Consider the following 15,810-nt stretch of genomic DNA (forward strand, 5'->3'; position numbering starts at 1 on the left):
GCCCCGGACTCCGGCGCCCCCGGTGCCGCCCCCGCCCCCGCCCGACGACGCGCCTCAGCCCACGGCGGGCGGCTGCTGCCGGCGCAGCATGCGTTCCAGCCCCGCCCGGTCCGAGCCGACCTTGCGGTAGATGTCCGACATCAGGCGCGTGACCACCGGCAGCGGCACCCCCAGCTCCTCCGCCATGCCGTCGTCGGACCGTCCCGCGACGGCCCACTCCGCCACCTGGCGCTCCTGGGTGGTGAGCAGCCCCGTGTCGTCGGAGCGCAGTTGCAGCGGCCACAGGCCCGCCGCGTCGAGTTCCTCGCGGGCACGCGCGGCGAGGCCGTCGGCGCCGCACTGCGCGGCCCCCTCCAGCCCCCGGTGCAGCTGCTCGCCCGCCTCCTGGCGCAGGCCCGCGCGGCGCAGCGCCACGCCGTGGTCGACCAGCGCGCTCGCGAGGTCGTAGCCGGCGGGCGAACGCTCCAGGTGGGCGACGGCGTCCGCCAGCAGGCGCAGGCGTTCGGCGGGTCCCTCCGTGATCGACGCCATGGCGTGCAGTGCCTGCCCGATCGCCGACTGGGTGCCGAAGCGGCGGGCCATCTCCAGGGCCTCGGCGGCGAGCGCGGCGGCGTGCTCCGGGTTGTCGGTGGCCCGGGCGAGGTGGAGGCGCCACGGGCACCAGGCGGGGTTGCGCATGCCCCGGGGTTCGAGGCGCAGGCCGACCCTGGCGAGCTCGTACTCGGCCTCCCGCCGCCGGCCGAGGGCGAGCAGCAGTTCGCTGTGGACCGTCTGCGAGTCGGGGTAGACCACGGCGCTGGGAACGACGTCGCCGTAGCCGTACTTGACGGCCACGTCGTGGGCGTCGGAGGTGCGTCCGCGGGCGAGCAGGATCTCGATGAGGATGCCGATCGCGAAGTACTGGGCGGGCACGTTCCGTCCGACCCGGTCGGCGATCCGCAGCCCCGCGCGGACCAGGGTCTCGGCCTCGTCGAGACGGCCCCGGCGGTAGCGGATGTAGCCGAGGAGCGTGAAACCGAACGACAGGTGGGCGCCGCGCCAGCCCTTGCGTTCGCACTCGGCGATGCCGGCGGTGAACAGCTCCTCGGCCTGTCCGGGCTGGTCGCAGTACATGAACGTGAGCGCGACCAGGACCGGGACCTCGAAGCCCCACTGGTCGTCCGTCCAGCTCATGCCGTCGCCGAGGGCTTCGCGGGCGTAGTGGAGGCGGTCTCGGCGGGCTCGCCGCGGACCATGGCGTCCCAGGCGCGCAGGCCCAGGATGTAGCGCTCGGCGAGGCTGCGGCCGGTCAGGTGCTCGGCGAGCCGGGCCAGCCGGCGCGAACGGGCCGGGGAGTCCGGCTCGTCGGCGCGGAACGCGTTCCACATGAACTGCTCGGCCTGCATGTGCAGCCGGGTCTTCGCGTCGGTGGCCTCGCGGGCCGCCTCGGCGACGGTCTCGGCGGCCTCGGCCATCCGGTCGGAGTGCCCGAGGGCCTGGGCCAGGCGGTAGACGATCATCTCGCGCAGCGCGGGGGCGAGGACCGGCTCGTCCAGAGCGGCGCGCAGGTGGTTGACGGTCGTCGCCGGTTCGGTGAGCAGGGCGGAGCAGCCGAGTTCGAAGAGCACGTCCGCCCGCTCGTCGAGGGCGGGAGGCTCGCGCAGCGCGCGGGCCAGGCAGCGGCGTGCCGCCTCCGGTGCGCCCGAGCGGAGGGAGTCGCGGGCCGCCTCGCGCAGCTGCCGTACGACCCACGGGTCGCTCTCCGGGTGCACCTCCAGCAGGTGCCGGGCGACGCTGGTGACGCCGAGCCCGGAGGCCGAGACGACGGCCGCGGCCTGGCCGTGCATGGCGACCCGGAACGCGGCGGGTATGGCGCGGTAGACGGCGGTGGCCACCAGCGGGTGGAAGAACTCCAGCCGGTCGTCGTCGGGTTCGTCGGCCGGCGGTGTGGCGAGGATGCGGGCCACGCGCAGCCGGGCGACCGCCTGGGCGGACTCGGCCTCGCCCAGTCCGCCGACGCCCGCGGCCAGGCTCCGGGACGCCTCGGCGCCGAGCACGGCCGCGCCCCAGGCGAACCGCACGGTGGAGGTGCCGAGCCGCTCCAGCCGCTCGACGAGCCCGCTGCCCTTGACCGCCGAGGCCAGCTCGCGCAGCTCCGCCACGTGGACGTTCTGCGGCTTGAGCCCCCGGTCGGCGAACTTCGCCGCGACCTCGACCGTCTCGAAGGGGTTGCCGCCGGTGACGGCCCACGCCTCCCGGCAGAAGCCGTCGTCGGCCTCCTCGCCCAGGGCCTCCCGGACGAGGCTGCCGACCGCGCCCGGGGTGAGCGGCGCGAGGTCGTAGGGGTGCGAGCCGTGGCGTTCGGCGAGGTGGGCGAAGGCCGCCGCGTCGACGGGGAGTTCGTCGGAACGGTAGGCGACGACCAGCAGCATCGGCAGTTCGGTGACCCTCGGGGCGAAGCCCGAGAGCCAGGCGAGGGACTCGGCGTCGGCCCAGTGGACGTCGTCGAGGACGACCACCAGCGGGGCGCGCTGCACGGCGAAGCGGGTGGCGATCCAGTCCAGGCCGTCGCGCACGCCCTGCGGGTCGGGCGCGGCGCCGTCGCCCCGCGCGACCAGGCCCATGGCCGGGGCGACGATGTCGTACCAACTGCCCAGCAGGCGGCGGTGGTCCTCCTCCCCGGAGGCCGCCAGCAGCGGCTGCACGAGCTGCCGTACGACATGGAAGGCGACGCCCTGCTCCTGCTCGCCGCCGCGCGCGGCGAGGACGGTGCAGCCGCGGGCCGCCGCCCTGCGGCGCACCTCGGTCAGCAGCGTGGTCTTGCCGAGTCCGGCGGGGCCCGCGAAGGCCAGCAGGGCTCCCCTGGCCGGGCCGCCGGACCCGGCGGCCGCCTCGGCGAGCTCGGTCAGCAGACCGTCCACGGCGCCGAGTTCCGCGTCTCTCTCCAACAGCTTCCGGCGCGGGCGTCCCGGCCGGTCTCCCTCAGAGGCCACTTCTGTTCCTTCGACCGCAGGGACACGGGTACGCGCGAAAGCGTACGCCCACGGGGAGTTGTGTGTCCGCGACTGTGCGTTCCGGCCCCGCCCCGCCCGCGTTCCTGGTAACGGCGGCAGGCGTACGCCGGGCGCGTTCCCTTGCGGGCGGACGCTTCGTCACGCCCGGCGCAGCGGCAACTCCCGCAGGGCGTGCGCCGGGCGTGTGCGCCGGATGCCGCCGGTTGACGCCACCGCAAGGCGGGGAATGCTCCCGCAACGGGGCCGTTCCCCCTAGCCTCGTAGGGCTGCGAGGACACCTCGGACCTGCGCCCCGAGACATCGGCCGGCGCCTCGACACCAGGGGGCACGTATGGCGAACGCGATGGACTTCGGCCACCTTCCCAGCCCCGCGGATCCCACCCGGCGCACGACGGCGGTCAGGATCCCTTACCCGGCACTTCTCAACCCGCACGCGGAACGCGCCCGGCGGCACACGCTCCAGTGGCTGCTGACCACCGGACTGCTCGGCGGGGAGGCCGCGACGTCGGAGTACGACACGCTCCGCCTGGAGCGGCTGATGGCCTACTTCTACCCGACGGCGAACGCCGCCGACCTCGAACTCGCCGCCGACTTCAACGCCTGGTTCTTCATCTTCGACGACCAGTTCGACGGCGGGCTCGGGATGCGGCCGCGCGCGATAGAGCGCCTGGTGGAGAGCCTGGGACGGATCATGACCCCCGACGACACGGTGCCGGTGGCCAGTCCGCCGCTGGTCCGCGCCTTCGGCGACATCTGGCGGCGCTCCACGGCGGGCAGGGCGCCCCACTGGCGGCGCCGCTTCCGCACCCACTGGCTCGCGTACATGGCGGCGCACCAGGGCGAGGCGCGCAACCGGAACGCGGACGGCCTGCCGACCCCCGAGGCCTTCCTCGAACTGCGGCGCCACTCCATCGGCGTGCAGCCGTGCCTGGACTTCACCGAGCGGTGCGGGGGCTACGCGCTGCCGGACGACCTGCACGGGGCCGAACCGCTGCGCGAGATGCGGGAGGTGACGGCCGACGTGGTGATCTTCGTCAACGACATCGTGTCGCTGGTGAAGGAGATCGCCGCGGGCGACGTCAACAACAGCGTGCTGGTGCTGCGCGGCCACAAGGGCTGCTCGCTGGACGAGGCCGTCGACCTGACGGCCGCGCTCGCCAACCGGCGGATCGCCCGCTTCGGCGAACTCGCCGCCGCCCTCCCCGCGGCGCTCCAGGCCCGGCGCGTGCCGGCCGAGGTGCGGGGGCACGTCGACCACTACGTCGAGGGCATGCGCCATGTGATGGCGGGCAATCTGGCGTGGTCGCTGGCGACCTCGCGGTACGACGAGCGCGGCATCGCCGCCGTCAGCGGCGGCCGGCAGCGTCCCTGGGGCGCGCTCGCCGCGCAGCAGGGCGGCCCGCCCGTCCCGGCCCCCGCCGGCCCCGCGGAGCCGGCCCCGCCCGCCACCGGCCCCTTCCCCACCCAGCGCGGCGCCCCGCACCCCGGCCGGTAGGCGGGGGGTCCCGCCGGGGCCGGGGCGCAGGGGCGGGCGTGCGCCCCTCGGGTGGCGGCGGGCCGCCGCGCTGGGTGACCTGCGGGCGGGCTCGGGCCGCCGGGCGGGTGACCTGCCCGGCGGGCCCGGCTCCGCGGCACGGGTGACCGTCGGTGGCGTCAGCCGCGGAAGGCGGCAGCGGCACGCGCACAGACGCGTCCCCACGCACGCTCTCTCGTCGCGGAAGCCGCCCGCCGGGGCGGGCTCGGCCACCGGGCAGGGCGTGCCCGCAGCAGGACCGGGACTCGGCCGCGCGGGCCGCTCGACATGCCCCGCCACCGGCTGTCCCCGGCCACAGCCCCGCGGCACGGGCGACCATCGGCGGCGTCAGCCGCCGAACGCGTGGGCGACCGTGTGGATCGCCAGGCCCGCCAGCGCGCCGACCACCGTGCCGTTGATGCGGATGAACTGGAGGTCCCGCCCGATGTGGGCCTCGATCTTGCGGGAGGTGTGCTCCGCGTCCCAGCTCGCGACCGTGTCCGAGATCAGGGAGGTGATCTCGGTGCGGTACGTCGTGACCACGTACACCGCCGCGTCCTCCACCCAGCCGTCCACCTTCGACTGGAGCCGGGCGTCCGAGGCCAGCTTGGCCCCCAGCGACAGCAGGGAGGCCCGGGCGCGCAGCCGCAGCTCGCTCCGGTCGTCGCCCGCGGCGGCGAGGATCATGTCGCGGACGGACGACCAGGCGGAGGCGATGACGTCCTGGATCTCCGTGCGCCCCAGCAGCTCGGACTTCAGGCGCTCGACGCGCTCGCGCGTCTCGGTGTCCGACTGGAGGTCGCCGGCGAAGTCCCCGAGGAAGCGGTCGATCGCGGCCCGCGCGGGATGGCCGGGCATGTCGCGCATCTCGGTGACGAACCGCAGCAGTTCGCGGTAGACGCGTTCGCCGACCTTGCGGTCGACGAAACGCGGCGTCCAGCCGGGCGCACCGCCCTCGACCGCGTCCATGACCGAATCGGCGTGGAGCACGAGCCAGTCGTGGGCGCGGGCGCAGATCAGGTCGACGGCGCGGTGGTGGGCTCCGTCGGCGACGACCTTCTGGAGCGTCTTGCCGACGCCGGGGGCGATCTCCGCGGCCTCCGCCCGCCGGGTGATGGCCTCGCCGACGACCGCCTGCACGTCGGAGTCGCGCAGCACGGTCAGCGCGCCGCGCAGGGCGGTGGCCAGCTCGGCGGTGACCCGGTCGGCGTGCGCGGGCTCCGCGAGCCAGGCGCCGAGCCGCCGGCCGATGCCGACACCGCGCAGCCGGGCCCGGACGACGTCCTCGGAGAGGAAGTTCTCGCCGACGAAGGAGCCCAGCGAGGCGCCGAGCTGGTCCTTCTTGTGCGGGATGATCGCGGTGTGCGGGATGGGGATGCCGAGCGGGTGGCGGAAGAGGGCGGTCACCGCGAACCAGTCGGCGAGCGCGCCGACCATGCCCGCCTCGGCCGCGGCCGCGACGTACCCGGCCCAGGCCCCCGCGCCGGAGTTCTCGGCCCAGGTGGCGAGGGCGAAGACCACCGCGACGAGGAGCAGCAGGCCGGTGGCCGTGGCCTTCATCCGCCGCACGCCGCGCTGCTTCTCGGCGTCCGCCTCGGTGTACGTGAATCCGGGCAGGCCCGTGCCCTGCGCGGCGCGCGCCGCCCCGCCCGGGGCTCCCGGCACCGCGCCCGGCGCACCGGCCGCGTCCGCCCGGGACGGTCCGCCCGGGGCCGTTCCGCCGATGCCTGGCGCCCCAGGCGCCCCAGGCGCACCGGGCATCCCGGGGCGCGCACCGTCCGGGGGCGGCGTGCCCCCGGAACCGGCACGGTCCCCGTGGTCCGGCTCATCCGGTTCTGTGCGTTCCATCCGCTCCACCCGTCCGCCCGTACGTCACGTACGCATTGTCCCTGTCACCACTACTCCCGGGCGGTTCGCCGAGTTCCCGGGCCGTGCCGGATGATGTGTGCATGAACAAGCGTCAGGGGTACGCGAGCCTCGCTGCCCTCATGGCCGTCGTGGCCCTCATATGCGGCGGCATCTACCTCGGGATCGACACGGTCAGGAACCGTCCCGCCCTGCGCACGCCGCCGTCCGCGACCCCCGTCTGGCTGGCCACCTGGGCCGCCGCCCCGGTCGCCGCGGCCACGGCGGACGACGGCGCGGGCGCGGTGGGCGACGACGGCAGCACCGTACGCAACGTCGTCCACACCAGCATCGGCGGAACGGCCGCCCGCGTCACGCTCTCCAACCTCTACGGCACCGTGCCGCTGCGGATCGGCTCCGCGTCGCTCGCCGTGGCGGCCGGCGGGGCGGGCGGCGCCGGAGCGGCCGCCGTCCCCGGGTCGGTCCGCCCGGTGCTCTTCGGCGGGGCCCCCGGCGCGACCGTCGCCCCCGGCGGGCAGCTCGTCAGCGACCCCGTGGCCCTGCGCATCCCGTACGACGGGGACCTGCTGGTCAGCGTCCACGTGCCGGCACCGGGCGGCCCGGTCACCACCCACACCCATGCGCGCCGGACCTCCTACGTCGCCGGCGGCGACCGCACCCGGGACGAGAGCGGCGACGGGTACGACGCGCGGATCCGGTCCTGGCACCATGTGACCGCCGTCGACGTGCTCACCTCGCAGGCGCGCGGCTCGGTCGTCGCCGTCGGCGACTCGATCACCGACGGCGTCACCTCCACGCCCGACACGGACCGCCGCTGGCCCGACGTCCTCGCCGACCGCCTCGGCGGCCGCTACGGCGTGGTGAACGCGGGCATCAGCGGCAACCGGCTGCTGCTGGACGGGCGGGGCGAGAGCGCCCTCGGGCGCCTCGACCGCGATGTGTTCTCACGCTCCGGGGCCACGTCGGTGATCGTCGCGATCGGCGTCAACGACCTGCTGCGCTCCCCGTACGCGGGGACCGGCGAGCAGGTCGTCGCGGGGCTGCGGGAGCTGGCCGGCCGGGCCCGCGCCCAGGGGCTGCACGTGACCGGCGCGACGATCCTGCCGTGCGCGGGCCATCCGCGCTGCTCGGCGGCGGTGGAGGCCGAGCGGGCCGTGGTCAACCGGGCCGTGCGGTCGGGCACGGTGTTCGACTCCGTCGTCGACTTCGACCGCGCGCTGCGCGACCCGTACGCGCCGCGCCGGCTGCTGCCCGCCTACGACTCGGGCGACCACCTCCACCCGAGCGACGCGGGCTACGCGCGGATGGGGACGGTGGTGGACCCGGCCGGCCTCTGAGCGCCCGCCGGCCTGCGGGCACCGGCCACCGGACCGGAAGCGCCCGGTCCGGGAAAACCCGCACCCGGACCGGAAGCGCCCGGCAGGGCACGGCCCCGCGGCGGCTCAGCCGAGCTCCTTGCGCTTGCGTTCCTGCTTCTCCAGCCGGGCCTGCTCGGCGCGTGCCGCCTTCAGCCGCTGCTTCTCCGCCCTCGTCTGCTTGCGCTCCGCGGCGACGCCGCCCATCAGGGCCACGCCGCGCACGACGACGCGCGGGGCGTCCGGGTCCGGCCGGCCCTCGACGGTGCCCTCCTCGGCGAAGCCGCCCATCAACCCGATGCCGGTGACCTGGAGATGGACGTCGGGAGGCACGGCGACGTGCACACCGCCCATGACGGCGATGCAGGTGATCACGGTCTCCCGGTCCTCGAAACTGGCGTCGCGCAGGTCGAGTTCGCCGCCCGCCATCACCGCCACCGCGGTGAAGGACCGGCCGACGGTCCAGGTGCCCTTGCGGCTGAAGCCGCCCCAGAAGGCGAAGGCACTGCTGGAGGTCGCCGGGAGGCCGATCCGGTCCCGCCAGCGGGTCCGCGCCGGGGCCCCCGCGGGGTCGCCCGCCGGGAGCGGGTCCGCCGCTCCGGCGCCGGGGGCGGGCAAGTCCGCCACCAGGGGCACCAGTTCACCGTGGGTGCGGGCGCGGTAGGCGATGTCGAGACGCTGCTCGAACTCCTCCATGTCGAGGCGCCCCTCGGCCACCGCGTCGCGCAGGCGCTCGGCCACGCGCTCCCGTTCCGCATCGGAGGCCCGCATCTCGGGGAGTTCGCTCGTCATGCGGTCAGCCTAGTCAGCGGAGCGGTCCGCGTACATCTTGGCGATCACCGCTTCGATGTCGGGTTCCCGGACCGACAGGTCCACCAGCGGCCACCGCTGGGCGAGCGCGGCGACCAGCGGGGCCGCGGAGGCGGACGCGGGGAAGGCCAGCCACTGCCGCGGTCCCTCGACCTTCACCGTGCGCGTCCCCTCCAGCGCGATGGGCGGCAGTTCGCGTTCGAGGTCGACGACGAGGGTCCGCTCGCTCTCCCCGATCTCGTGCAGCCCCGCGAGCGCCCCGTCGTACATCAGGCGGCCGTGGTCGATGACCATGACCCGGCGGCACAACTGCTCGATGTCGGTGAGGTCGTGGGTGGTCAGCAGCACGGTGGTGCCGCGCTCGGCGTTGAGTTCGCGCAGGAAGTCGCGGACCTTCGCCTTGGAGACCACGTCCAGGCCGATCGTCGGCTCGTCCAGATAGAGGACCTCCGGGTCGTGCAGCAGGGCCGCCGCGATGTCGCCGCGCATCCGCTGCCCCAGCGACAGCTGGCGCACCGGCACGTCCATCAGGTCGCCGAGGGAGAGCAGTTCGGTGCACCGGTCGAGGTTGTCGCGGAAGACGGCGTCGGGCACCCGGTACATCCGGTGCATCAGCCGGTAGGAGTCGCGCAGCGGCAGGTCCCACCACAGGGTGGTGCGCTGGCCGAAGACGACGCCGATCCGGCGGGCGAGCCGGGTGCGCTCGCGGGACGGGTCGATGCCGGCGACCCGCAGGCTGCCGCCGCTGGGGGTGAGGATGCCGGTGAGCATCTTGATCGTGGTCGACTTCCCGGCGCCGTTCGGGCCGATGTAGCCCACCATCTCGCCGCGCGCCACGGTGAAGCTGATCCCGTCGACGGCCCGCACCCGGTGCCGTTCGCGCCGCAGCCGGCCCGTCCTGCGCCGCACCTCGAAGACCTTCTCGACGCCGTCGAGCGCGATGAAGCCCGCCCCGCCGGCACCGGGGTCCGGCCCGGCGCGGCCGGTGCCCGTGCGCGCGGCGCCGTCCGGGGAGTGGTGGGCGGGGGTGGGGTTCCCCATGTCCATGTGCGTCCTCAGTTTCCGGTGCTGCGGTACGCGCGGAGCCCCGTGCGCCACGCCAGCCCGGCGAGCCCGAGGCAGACGGCGGCGACGACGGGCGGCAGGAGCGCCAGCCAGCCGGGCAGGCCCAGCGGGTTCTCCCGGTCCAGGACGTACAGCGACGGCACCCAGTTGACGAAGGCGAGCGGCACGACGAACGTCACCCCGCGCACCAGGTCCTTGGCGAACAGCGACGGCGGGTACTGGAGCAGTGTGTTCCCGCCGTAGGTGAAGGCGTTCTGCACCTCGGCGGCGTCCAGCGCGAAGAACTGGAACGCGGCGCCCGCGACGAAGAGCGACCCGAAGATCAGCCCGCCGCACAGCAGCATCATGGGCACCGCGGCGACCCTGCCCGGCGTCCAGTCGACGTCCAGGGTCCACAGGGCGTAGCCGAGCACCAGCAGCCCCTGGGTGACGCGGCCGAGGCGGCGCAGCGCGAACCGGTCGGCGGCCACCTGGGCGAGCACCGGCACGGGCCGCACCAGCAGGGTGTCGAGGGTGCCGTCGCGCACCCGCCGCCCGAGCCGGTCCATGGAGCCCAGCACCAGGTCGGCCAGGCCGAACGCGGTGCTCGTGGTCCCGTAGAGAAACGCGATCTCCGGCAGCGACCAGCCGCCGAGCGCGTCCACGTGGGAGAACATCAGCAGGATCGTCACGAAGTCGAAGCCGGTGGCCACGAAGTTCCCGAACGCCGTCATCGCGAACGACGCCCGGTAGGCCATCGTGGAGCGGACCCACATCGCCACGATCAGCCCATAGGCCCGCACCGCCTCAGCCACCCTGGACCACCACCCGCCGGGTCGCGACGGCCTGGAGCAGCCGGCCCGCGGCGAGCAGGACGACGGCCCACCCGGCCTGGAACGCGAAGGCCCCCACCAGTGCGCCGCCCTCGTACGTGCCCAGGAAGACGTCCGCCGGGACCTGGAGCAGCGAGGACCAGGGCAGCGCCCGGGCCACCTCGCCGAGCACGCCCGGGAAGAGGTTCAGCGGCAGCAGCATGCCGGAGAAGAACAGCGCCACGAGCCAGGCCAACTGGGTGACCCCGGCGCCGTCCATCAGCCAGAACGCGGACAGCGCCACGAGGAAGCGGATGGCGAAGCTCACCACCACGCCCAGCGTCACCGACACCAGGAAGGCGAGCCAGGTCAGCGGGGAGGCGGGGACCGCCAGGTCGAAGGCGAACGCGCCGATCGCCATCGGCGCGATCCCGCGCCCGACGAAGTGGAACGCGGCCCGCCCGAGGTCACCCGCCAGCCACCACAGCTGCAGGTCGGCCGGCCGGTACAGGTCGACGGCGACGTCCCCGGTGCGGATGCGTTCGACCAGTTCGTCCTCGAAGCCGCCGCCCATCATGGAGCAGGTCATCAGCAGCGCCTGACCGAGCCACACATAGGTCAGCGCCTGGGACAGGTCGTAGCCTCCGAGCTGCGGCCGCTCGTCCCACAGGGCCGTGTAGGTGTACGCCATGATGAAGCCGAAGACCGTGTTGGTGAACAGGCCCGCCGCGGTCGCCACCCGGTACGTCGCATGGCGCCGGAAGCCGCCCGCCGCGACGATCGCATAGAGCCGCACCACGCTCCCCCGCCCCCTCGCCGTCCGCACCCGTGCTCGGCCGTCCGCGCTCATGTGCCGTGCCCACGAGCCGCGCCCACGAGCCGTGCTCATCTGCCGTGCTCATGTGCGCCCCGTCCGTACCAAAGCGCACGACCCTAGCCGAGCCCCGCGCCGCCCCGCGAGCGCATTTCCGGCCGCCTCGTGTCCGGATCCGGGGGATATCACCCGTAAAAGTGCACTATGGGGTTCATGAGTGACGAGCCGCAGCAGCAGAGCTGGACCCCCCGGGACGCGACCGTGCCCGGTCCGGCCGAGCCCGCGCCCGCCGGGAAGACGTCAGGCAGGACCCGCCCACGGCGCACCGGCTGGCGGCGCGTCATCCCCACCTGGCGGATCGTCCTCGGCACCACCCTGGCCGTCGCCGTGCTGCTCATCGGCGGATTCCTCGCCGGCTACCTGCTCGTCGACATCCCCGCCGCCAACGCCTCGGCCACCGCACAGACCAACGTCTACCTCTACCGCGACGGCACCCCCATCGCCCGCGACGGCGAGGTCAACCGGGAGAACATCCCCCTCGACCAGGTCCCCCTCACCGTCCAGCGCGCCGTACTCGCCGCCGAGGACCGCGACTTCTGGACCCAGCCCGCGATCGACCCGCCCGCCATGGTCCGCGGCGCCTGGAACACCGTCACCGGCAAGGGCCGCCAGTCCGGTTCCACCATCACCCAGCAGTACGTGAAGAACTACTACCTCGTGCAGGAACAGACCGTCACCCGCAAGGTCAAGGAGTTCTTCATCGCCGTCAAGCTCGGCCGCGAGCAGAGCAAGAGCGACATCCTCCAGGGCTACCTCAACACCAGCTACTTCGGCCGCAACGCCTACGGCATCCAGGCCGCCGCCCAGGCCTACTACGGCAAGGACGTCTCCGCCCTCGGCACCGCCGAGGGCGCCTACCTCGCCTCCCTGCTCAAGGCCCCCAGCGCCTACGACGTCGCCGCCCACCCCCGCAACCGCGACGCCGCCCTCGCCCGCTGGAACTACGTCCTCGACGGCATGGTCAAGGAGAAGTGGCTCACCCCCGCCGCACGCGACGCCATGCGCTTCCCCACCCCCCGGGCCGACAAGGCCTCCACCGGCCTCTCCGGCCAGCGCGGATACATCGTCCAGGCCGTCCGCGACCACCTGGCGGCGACCGGAACGATCGACGAGAAGACCCTCGCCACCGGCGGCCACCGCATCACCACCACCCTCGACCCGGCCAAGCAGGACGCCTTCACCCGCGCCGTCGACGAGGAGGTCACCTCCCAGCTCTCCGACGACAACGACGCCGACCGCAACGTCCGCGTCGGCGGCGCCTCCGTCGACCCCGCCACCGGCGAGATCGTCGCCATGTACGGCGGCGTCGACTACACCCGCCAGTACGTCAACAACGCCACCCGCCGCGACTACCAGGTCGGCTCCAGCTTCAAGCCTTTCGTCTTCACCGCCGCCGTCGAGAACGGCTCCACCACCCAGAGCGGCCGGCGCATCACCCCCAACACCGTCTACGACGGCACCAGCGCCCGCCCCGTCCAGGGCTGGACCGGCAGCGAGTACGCCCCCGAGAACGAGGACCACGTCTCCTACGGCCCCGTCTCCATCAGCCGCGCCACCGACGAATCCGTCAACGCCGTGTACGCGCAGATGGCCGTCGACGTCGGCCCCGACAAGGTCCGCAGCACCGCCGTCGCCCTCGGCCTGCCCGCCGCCACACCCGACCTGACCGCCGCACCCTCCATCGCCCTCGGCACCGCCACCGCCAGCGTCGTCGACATGGCCGAGGCCTACAGCACCCTCGCCAACCACGGCAGGCACACCGAGAACACCCTCGTCACCAAGGTCACCCGCAACGGGTCCGACATCGCCCTCCCCGAACGCCCCACCCGGCGCGCCGTCTCCCGGGAAGCCGCCGACACCACCACCGCCATCCTCCAGAGCGTGGTCGACGGAGGCACCGGAGCCGCCGCCGGAGCCGTCGGCCGGCCCGCCGCAGGCAAGACCGGCACCGCCGAGGAGGACCGCGCCGCCTGGTTCGCCGGCTACACCCCCGACCTCGTCACCGTCGTCGCCGTCATGGGCCAGGACCCGAAGACCGGCGCCCAGACCCCGCTCTACGGAGCCCTCGGCGCACCCCGCGTCAACGGCGGCGGCATCCCCGCCGAGATCTGGGCCCGCTACACCTCCGCCGCCCTCGAGGGCAGCGAGGTGCGCGGCTTCGACCTCGAAGTGACCGAGCCCATCAAGGAACCCGACGAAGCCGAGGCGTCCGCGGAAGCCGACTCCTCCACGCAGCCCTACGACGCCGAGGGCGAGGGCGAGGGCGAGGAGGACGGCTCCGACAGCGGCTGGGAGGAAGGCGCGGGCGGCCCCGGCGCACCCACCGGCCCCGGCCGGACCAGCGCCCCCGCACCCACCGGCAGCCCGGACGCCCGGCGCCCCGGCACCGCCCCCGGTGGACCGCCGGCCACGGCCCCCACGACCGCACCGCCCGCCGCCCGGCCCGCCGCCGCGGCCGACCCGGCACCCGGCCCCGCCCCGGACGCCCCGGCACCCGGTACCGGCGGCACGCCCCGGTGACCGCGGCCCGGTGACCCCGTACCGGTGACCGGCCCGGTGATCCCGTACCGGTGACCCCGTACCAGTGACCCCGTACCAGTGACCGGCCCGGTGCCCGATGGATCAGTGCCCCGACGTCGCCTTCAGACCCACCACGGCCACCAGCAGCAGACACACGAAGAAGATCCGGGCCGCCGTCACCGGCTCGTCCAGCACCAGCATCCCCACCACCGCCGCACCCGCGGCACCGATACCGACCCACACCCCGTACGCCGTACCGATCGGCAGCGTCTTCGCCGCCTGCGCCAGCAGCACCATGCTGGCCACGATCCCCAGACCGGTGAACACACTCGGCCACAGCCGGGTGAACCCCTCCGTGAACTTCATCCCGATCGACCAGCCCACTTCGAGCAGACCCGCGACGATCAACAGAACCCAGGCCATGACGGCACCTCCGACAGACGGCGAAAACACGGATGCGTCGTCTTTGCGAAGCCCGGTACGGCGCGTCTCGTCGGGTCCCCCCCACCGTAGCAAGCAGCGGCCACGGCACTCATGCCAAGGGCCGGTGACCTCCGCCACCGGCCCCGCTCACACCCCCGACACGGCTACAGATACAGCCCCGTCGAATCCTCCGAACCCTGGAACCGGTCGGCGGCCACCGCGTGCAGATCACGCTCACGCATCAGCACGTACGCCACACCCCGCACCTCGACCTCGGCACGGTCCTCCGGGTCGTACAGCACCCGGTCCCCGATCTCCACCGTGCGCACGTTCTGCCCGACCGCGACCACCTCGGCCCACGCCAGACGCCGCCCGACCGCCGCGGTCGCCGGGATCACGATGCCCCCGCTGGAGCGCCGTTCACCCTCGGGAATGTCCGTCCGCACCAGCACACGATCGTGCAGCATCCGGATCGGAAGCTTGTCGTGCCGGTCCCTGTGCTCATCTCTGCTGGCGCTCACCCGACGAACCTACCCGCCCCGGCCGCCCCGGCGCCCCACAGGGTCACCGGCGCCTGCGCGCCGACACCGCCAGCAGACCCACCAGCCCCACCGCCACGAGCGCCACCGGCACCACACGCTCCAGCCGCGGCGCGCCGTCCTCCGACACGAACCGGGACTTCACGTCCGACACCTTGCGGTTCACCGCGACGAACGCCCGTCCGGCCGTCGCGTCGACCGTGGACGCCACCTTCGCCTTCGCGTCACCGATCACCGTCCTGGGATGCACACGCACACCGATCTCGTCGAGCATCTCCGCAAGCTGCTCGCGCCGGCGGACGATGTCCGCCTCGATCTGCGCAGGGGTCCTGGTATCCGACACCGCGCCGCCTCCCTGGTCCTGTCGTCGTCCTGTGGCCGTGATCCTTCGGTCCTGCATCGACAGTCTGTCAGTTGCCTCGGCTCCGCACCCCACGGCACCCCCATTACGCTCGACGGCGTACAGCCTCACGGCCCCCCAGCAACGTACGGAGAACCATGAGCGAGCGCCTGGCACCCGGCGACACCGCCCCCGCCTTCACCCTTCCCGACGCCGACGGAAACGAGATCTCGCTCGCCGACCACAAGGGCCGCAAGGTCATCGTCTACTTCTACCCCGCCGCGCTCACCCCGGGCTGCACCAAGCAGGCCTGCGACTTCACCGACAACCTCGACCTGCTCGCCCGGGCCGGCTACGACGTCATCGGCGTCTCCCCCGACAAGCCCGAGAAGCTCGCCAAGTTCCGCGACACCGAGAACCTCAAGGTCACCCTCGTCGGCGACCCCTCCAAGGAGGTCCTCACCGCCTACGGCGCCTTCGGCGAGAAGAAGCTCTACGGCAAGACCGTGACCGGCGTCATCCGCTCCACCGTCGTCGTCGACGAGGACGGCAAGGTCGAACGCGCCCTGTACAACGTCAAGGCCACCGGCCACGTCGCCAAGATCATCAAGGACCTGGGGATCTGACCCTCCCCCGCCCCCGCACCCTGTGACCGCGGTCCCACCCCGGGGGCCGCGGTTTGCTTTCGCCACGATCGGTCAGACGTAACTCCTGGCAACAC

General features: G+C 74.0%; 12 protein-coding genes, 1 pseudogene and 1 riboswitch. Of the genes and pseudogenes, 4 read left to right on the forward strand and 9 right to left on the reverse strand.

Annotated features, from left to right (window positions below):
- Positions 1-54 precede the first annotated feature (54 nt).
- A pseudogene (locus tag IAG43_RS11495) lies at positions 55-2,972 on the reverse strand (ATP-binding protein).
- A gap of 352 nt (positions 2,973-3,324) precedes the next feature.
- Here IAG43_RS11495 and IAG43_RS11500 point away from each other — a divergent pair.
- A complete protein-coding gene (locus tag IAG43_RS11500) occupies positions 3,325-4,488 on the forward strand; it encodes an isoafricanol synthase (RefSeq protein WP_187740652.1) in 1,164 nt (387 codons plus the stop codon).
- A 366-nt stretch (positions 4,489-4,854) separates the two neighbouring features.
- Here IAG43_RS11500 and IAG43_RS11505 read toward each other — a convergent pair whose 3' ends face one another.
- Positions 4,855-6,354 carry a DUF445 domain-containing protein gene (locus IAG43_RS11505; protein WP_425508589.1) on the reverse strand — a complete coding sequence of 500 codons (1,500 nt, stop codon included), beginning with the start codon at positions 6,352-6,354 and terminating at the stop codon, positions 4,855-4,857.
- 101 nt (positions 6,355-6,455) lie between these two features.
- Between IAG43_RS11505 and IAG43_RS11510 the strand changes: the two genes are divergently transcribed.
- Positions 6,456-7,709 (forward strand): SGNH/GDSL hydrolase family protein, encoded by a 1,254-nt coding sequence (locus IAG43_RS11510; protein ID WP_187740654.1) that lies wholly within the window; start codon positions 6,456-6,458, stop codon positions 7,707-7,709.
- A 105-nt stretch (positions 7,710-7,814) separates the two neighbouring features.
- On the opposite strand, the gene IAG43_RS11515 is transcribed toward IAG43_RS11510, so the two are convergent.
- The 4 genes from IAG43_RS11515 to IAG43_RS11530 are packed head-to-tail and all read right to left on the reverse strand — an operon-like array spanning position 7,815 to position 11,189.
- On the reverse strand, positions 7,815-8,519 hold the full coding sequence (locus tag IAG43_RS11515; RefSeq protein WP_187740655.1) for a DUF1707 SHOCT-like domain-containing protein: 705 nt from the start codon (positions 8,517-8,519) through the stop codon (positions 7,815-7,817).
- A gap of 9 nt (positions 8,520-8,528) precedes the next feature.
- A complete protein-coding gene (locus IAG43_RS11520; protein WP_187740656.1) occupies positions 8,529-9,578 on the reverse strand; it encodes an ABC transporter ATP-binding protein in 1,050 nt (349 codons plus the stop codon).
- Between the two features lie 14 nt (positions 9,579-9,592).
- The gene (locus IAG43_RS11525; protein ID WP_246574261.1) at positions 9,593-10,396 is read right to left on the reverse strand and encodes an ABC transporter permease; all 804 of its coding nucleotides are present in this window, start codon (positions 10,394-10,396) and stop codon (positions 9,593-9,595) included.
- The gene (locus tag IAG43_RS11530) at positions 10,389-11,189 is read right to left on the reverse strand and encodes an ABC transporter permease (RefSeq protein ID WP_187744409.1); all 801 of its coding nucleotides are present in this window, start codon (positions 11,187-11,189) and stop codon (positions 10,389-10,391) included. The genes IAG43_RS11525 and IAG43_RS11530 overlap by 8 nt, the downstream gene beginning before the upstream one ends.
- 231 nt (positions 11,190-11,420) lie before the next feature.
- Here IAG43_RS11530 and IAG43_RS11535 point away from each other — a divergent pair, with 231 nt between their 5' ends.
- Positions 11,421-13,787 (forward strand): transglycosylase domain-containing protein, encoded by a 2,367-nt coding sequence (locus IAG43_RS11535; protein WP_187740657.1) that lies wholly within the window; start codon positions 11,421-11,423, stop codon positions 13,785-13,787.
- A 102-nt stretch (positions 13,788-13,889) separates the two neighbouring features.
- Here IAG43_RS11535 and IAG43_RS11540 read toward each other — a convergent pair whose 3' ends face one another.
- The 3 genes from IAG43_RS11540 to IAG43_RS11550 all read right to left on the reverse strand — a co-directional run bounded on the left by IAG43_RS11540 (position 13,890) and on the right by IAG43_RS11550 (position 15,092).
- Positions 13,890-14,210 carry a DMT family transporter gene (locus IAG43_RS11540; protein WP_187740658.1) on the reverse strand — a complete coding sequence of 107 codons (321 nt, stop codon included), beginning with the start codon at positions 14,208-14,210 and terminating at the stop codon, positions 13,890-13,892.
- Between the two features lie 31 nt (positions 14,211-14,241).
- Positions 14,242-14,305, reverse strand: a riboswitch (guanidine-III (ykkC-III) riboswitch).
- Positions 14,306-14,374: 69 nt separating this feature from the next.
- Entirely contained in the window at positions 14,375-14,677 is a 303-nt protein-coding gene (locus IAG43_RS11545; protein ID WP_372449872.1) for a GroES family chaperonin, read from the reverse strand.
- 97 nt (positions 14,678-14,774) lie between these two features.
- Positions 14,775-15,092, reverse strand: a complete 318-nt coding sequence (locus tag IAG43_RS11550) for a DUF3618 domain-containing protein (protein WP_187740660.1) — start codon at positions 15,090-15,092, stop codon at positions 14,775-14,777.
- Positions 15,093-15,247: 155 nt separating this feature from the next.
- Between IAG43_RS11550 and bcp the strand changes: the two genes are divergently transcribed.
- Positions 15,248-15,715: a thioredoxin-dependent thiol peroxidase gene (bcp, locus tag IAG43_RS11555; protein WP_187740661.1), complete on the forward strand. Its 468-nt coding sequence runs from the start codon at positions 15,248-15,250 to the stop codon at positions 15,713-15,715.
- Positions 15,716-15,810: the final 95 nt, after the last annotated feature.

Origin of the sequence: Streptomyces genisteinicus (assembly GCF_014489615.1) — a bacterium.
Lineage (GTDB): Bacteria > Actinomycetota > Actinomycetes > Streptomycetales > Streptomycetaceae > Streptomyces > Streptomyces genisteinicus.

What these genes read in the sequence shown, in the direction of transcription:
- IAG43_RS11515 (WP_187740655.1), bottom strand. Translation starts at nt 8,519, where the DNA reads ATGACGAGCGAACTCCCCGAGATGCGGGCCTCCGATGCGGAACGGGAG.
- bcp (WP_187740661.1), top strand. Translation starts at nt 15,248, where the DNA reads ATGAGCGAGCGCCTGGCACCCGGCGACACCGCCCCCGCCTTCACCCTT.
- IAG43_RS11500 (WP_187740652.1), top strand. Translation starts at nt 3,325, where the DNA reads ATGGCGAACGCGATGGACTTCGGCCACCTTCCCAGCCCCGCGGATCCC.
- IAG43_RS11540 (WP_187740658.1), bottom strand. Translation starts at nt 14,210, where the DNA reads ATGGCCTGGGTTCTGTTGATCGTCGCGGGTCTGCTCGAAGTGGGCTGG.
- IAG43_RS11510 (WP_187740654.1), top strand. Translation starts at nt 6,456, where the DNA reads ATGAACAAGCGTCAGGGGTACGCGAGCCTCGCTGCCCTCATGGCCGTC.
- IAG43_RS11545 (WP_372449872.1), bottom strand. Translation starts at nt 14,677, where the DNA reads ATGCTGCACGATCGTGTGCTGGTGCGGACGGACATTCCCGAGGGTGAA.
- IAG43_RS11535 (WP_187740657.1), top strand. Translation starts at nt 11,421, where the DNA reads ATGAGTGACGAGCCGCAGCAGCAGAGCTGGACCCCCCGGGACGCGACC.
- IAG43_RS11505 (WP_425508589.1), bottom strand. Translation starts at nt 6,354, where the DNA reads ATGGAACGCACAGAACCGGATGAGCCGGACCACGGGGACCGTGCCGGT.
- IAG43_RS11520 (WP_187740656.1), bottom strand. Translation starts at nt 9,578, where the DNA reads ATGGGGAACCCCACCCCCGCCCACCACTCCCCGGACGGCGCCGCGCGC.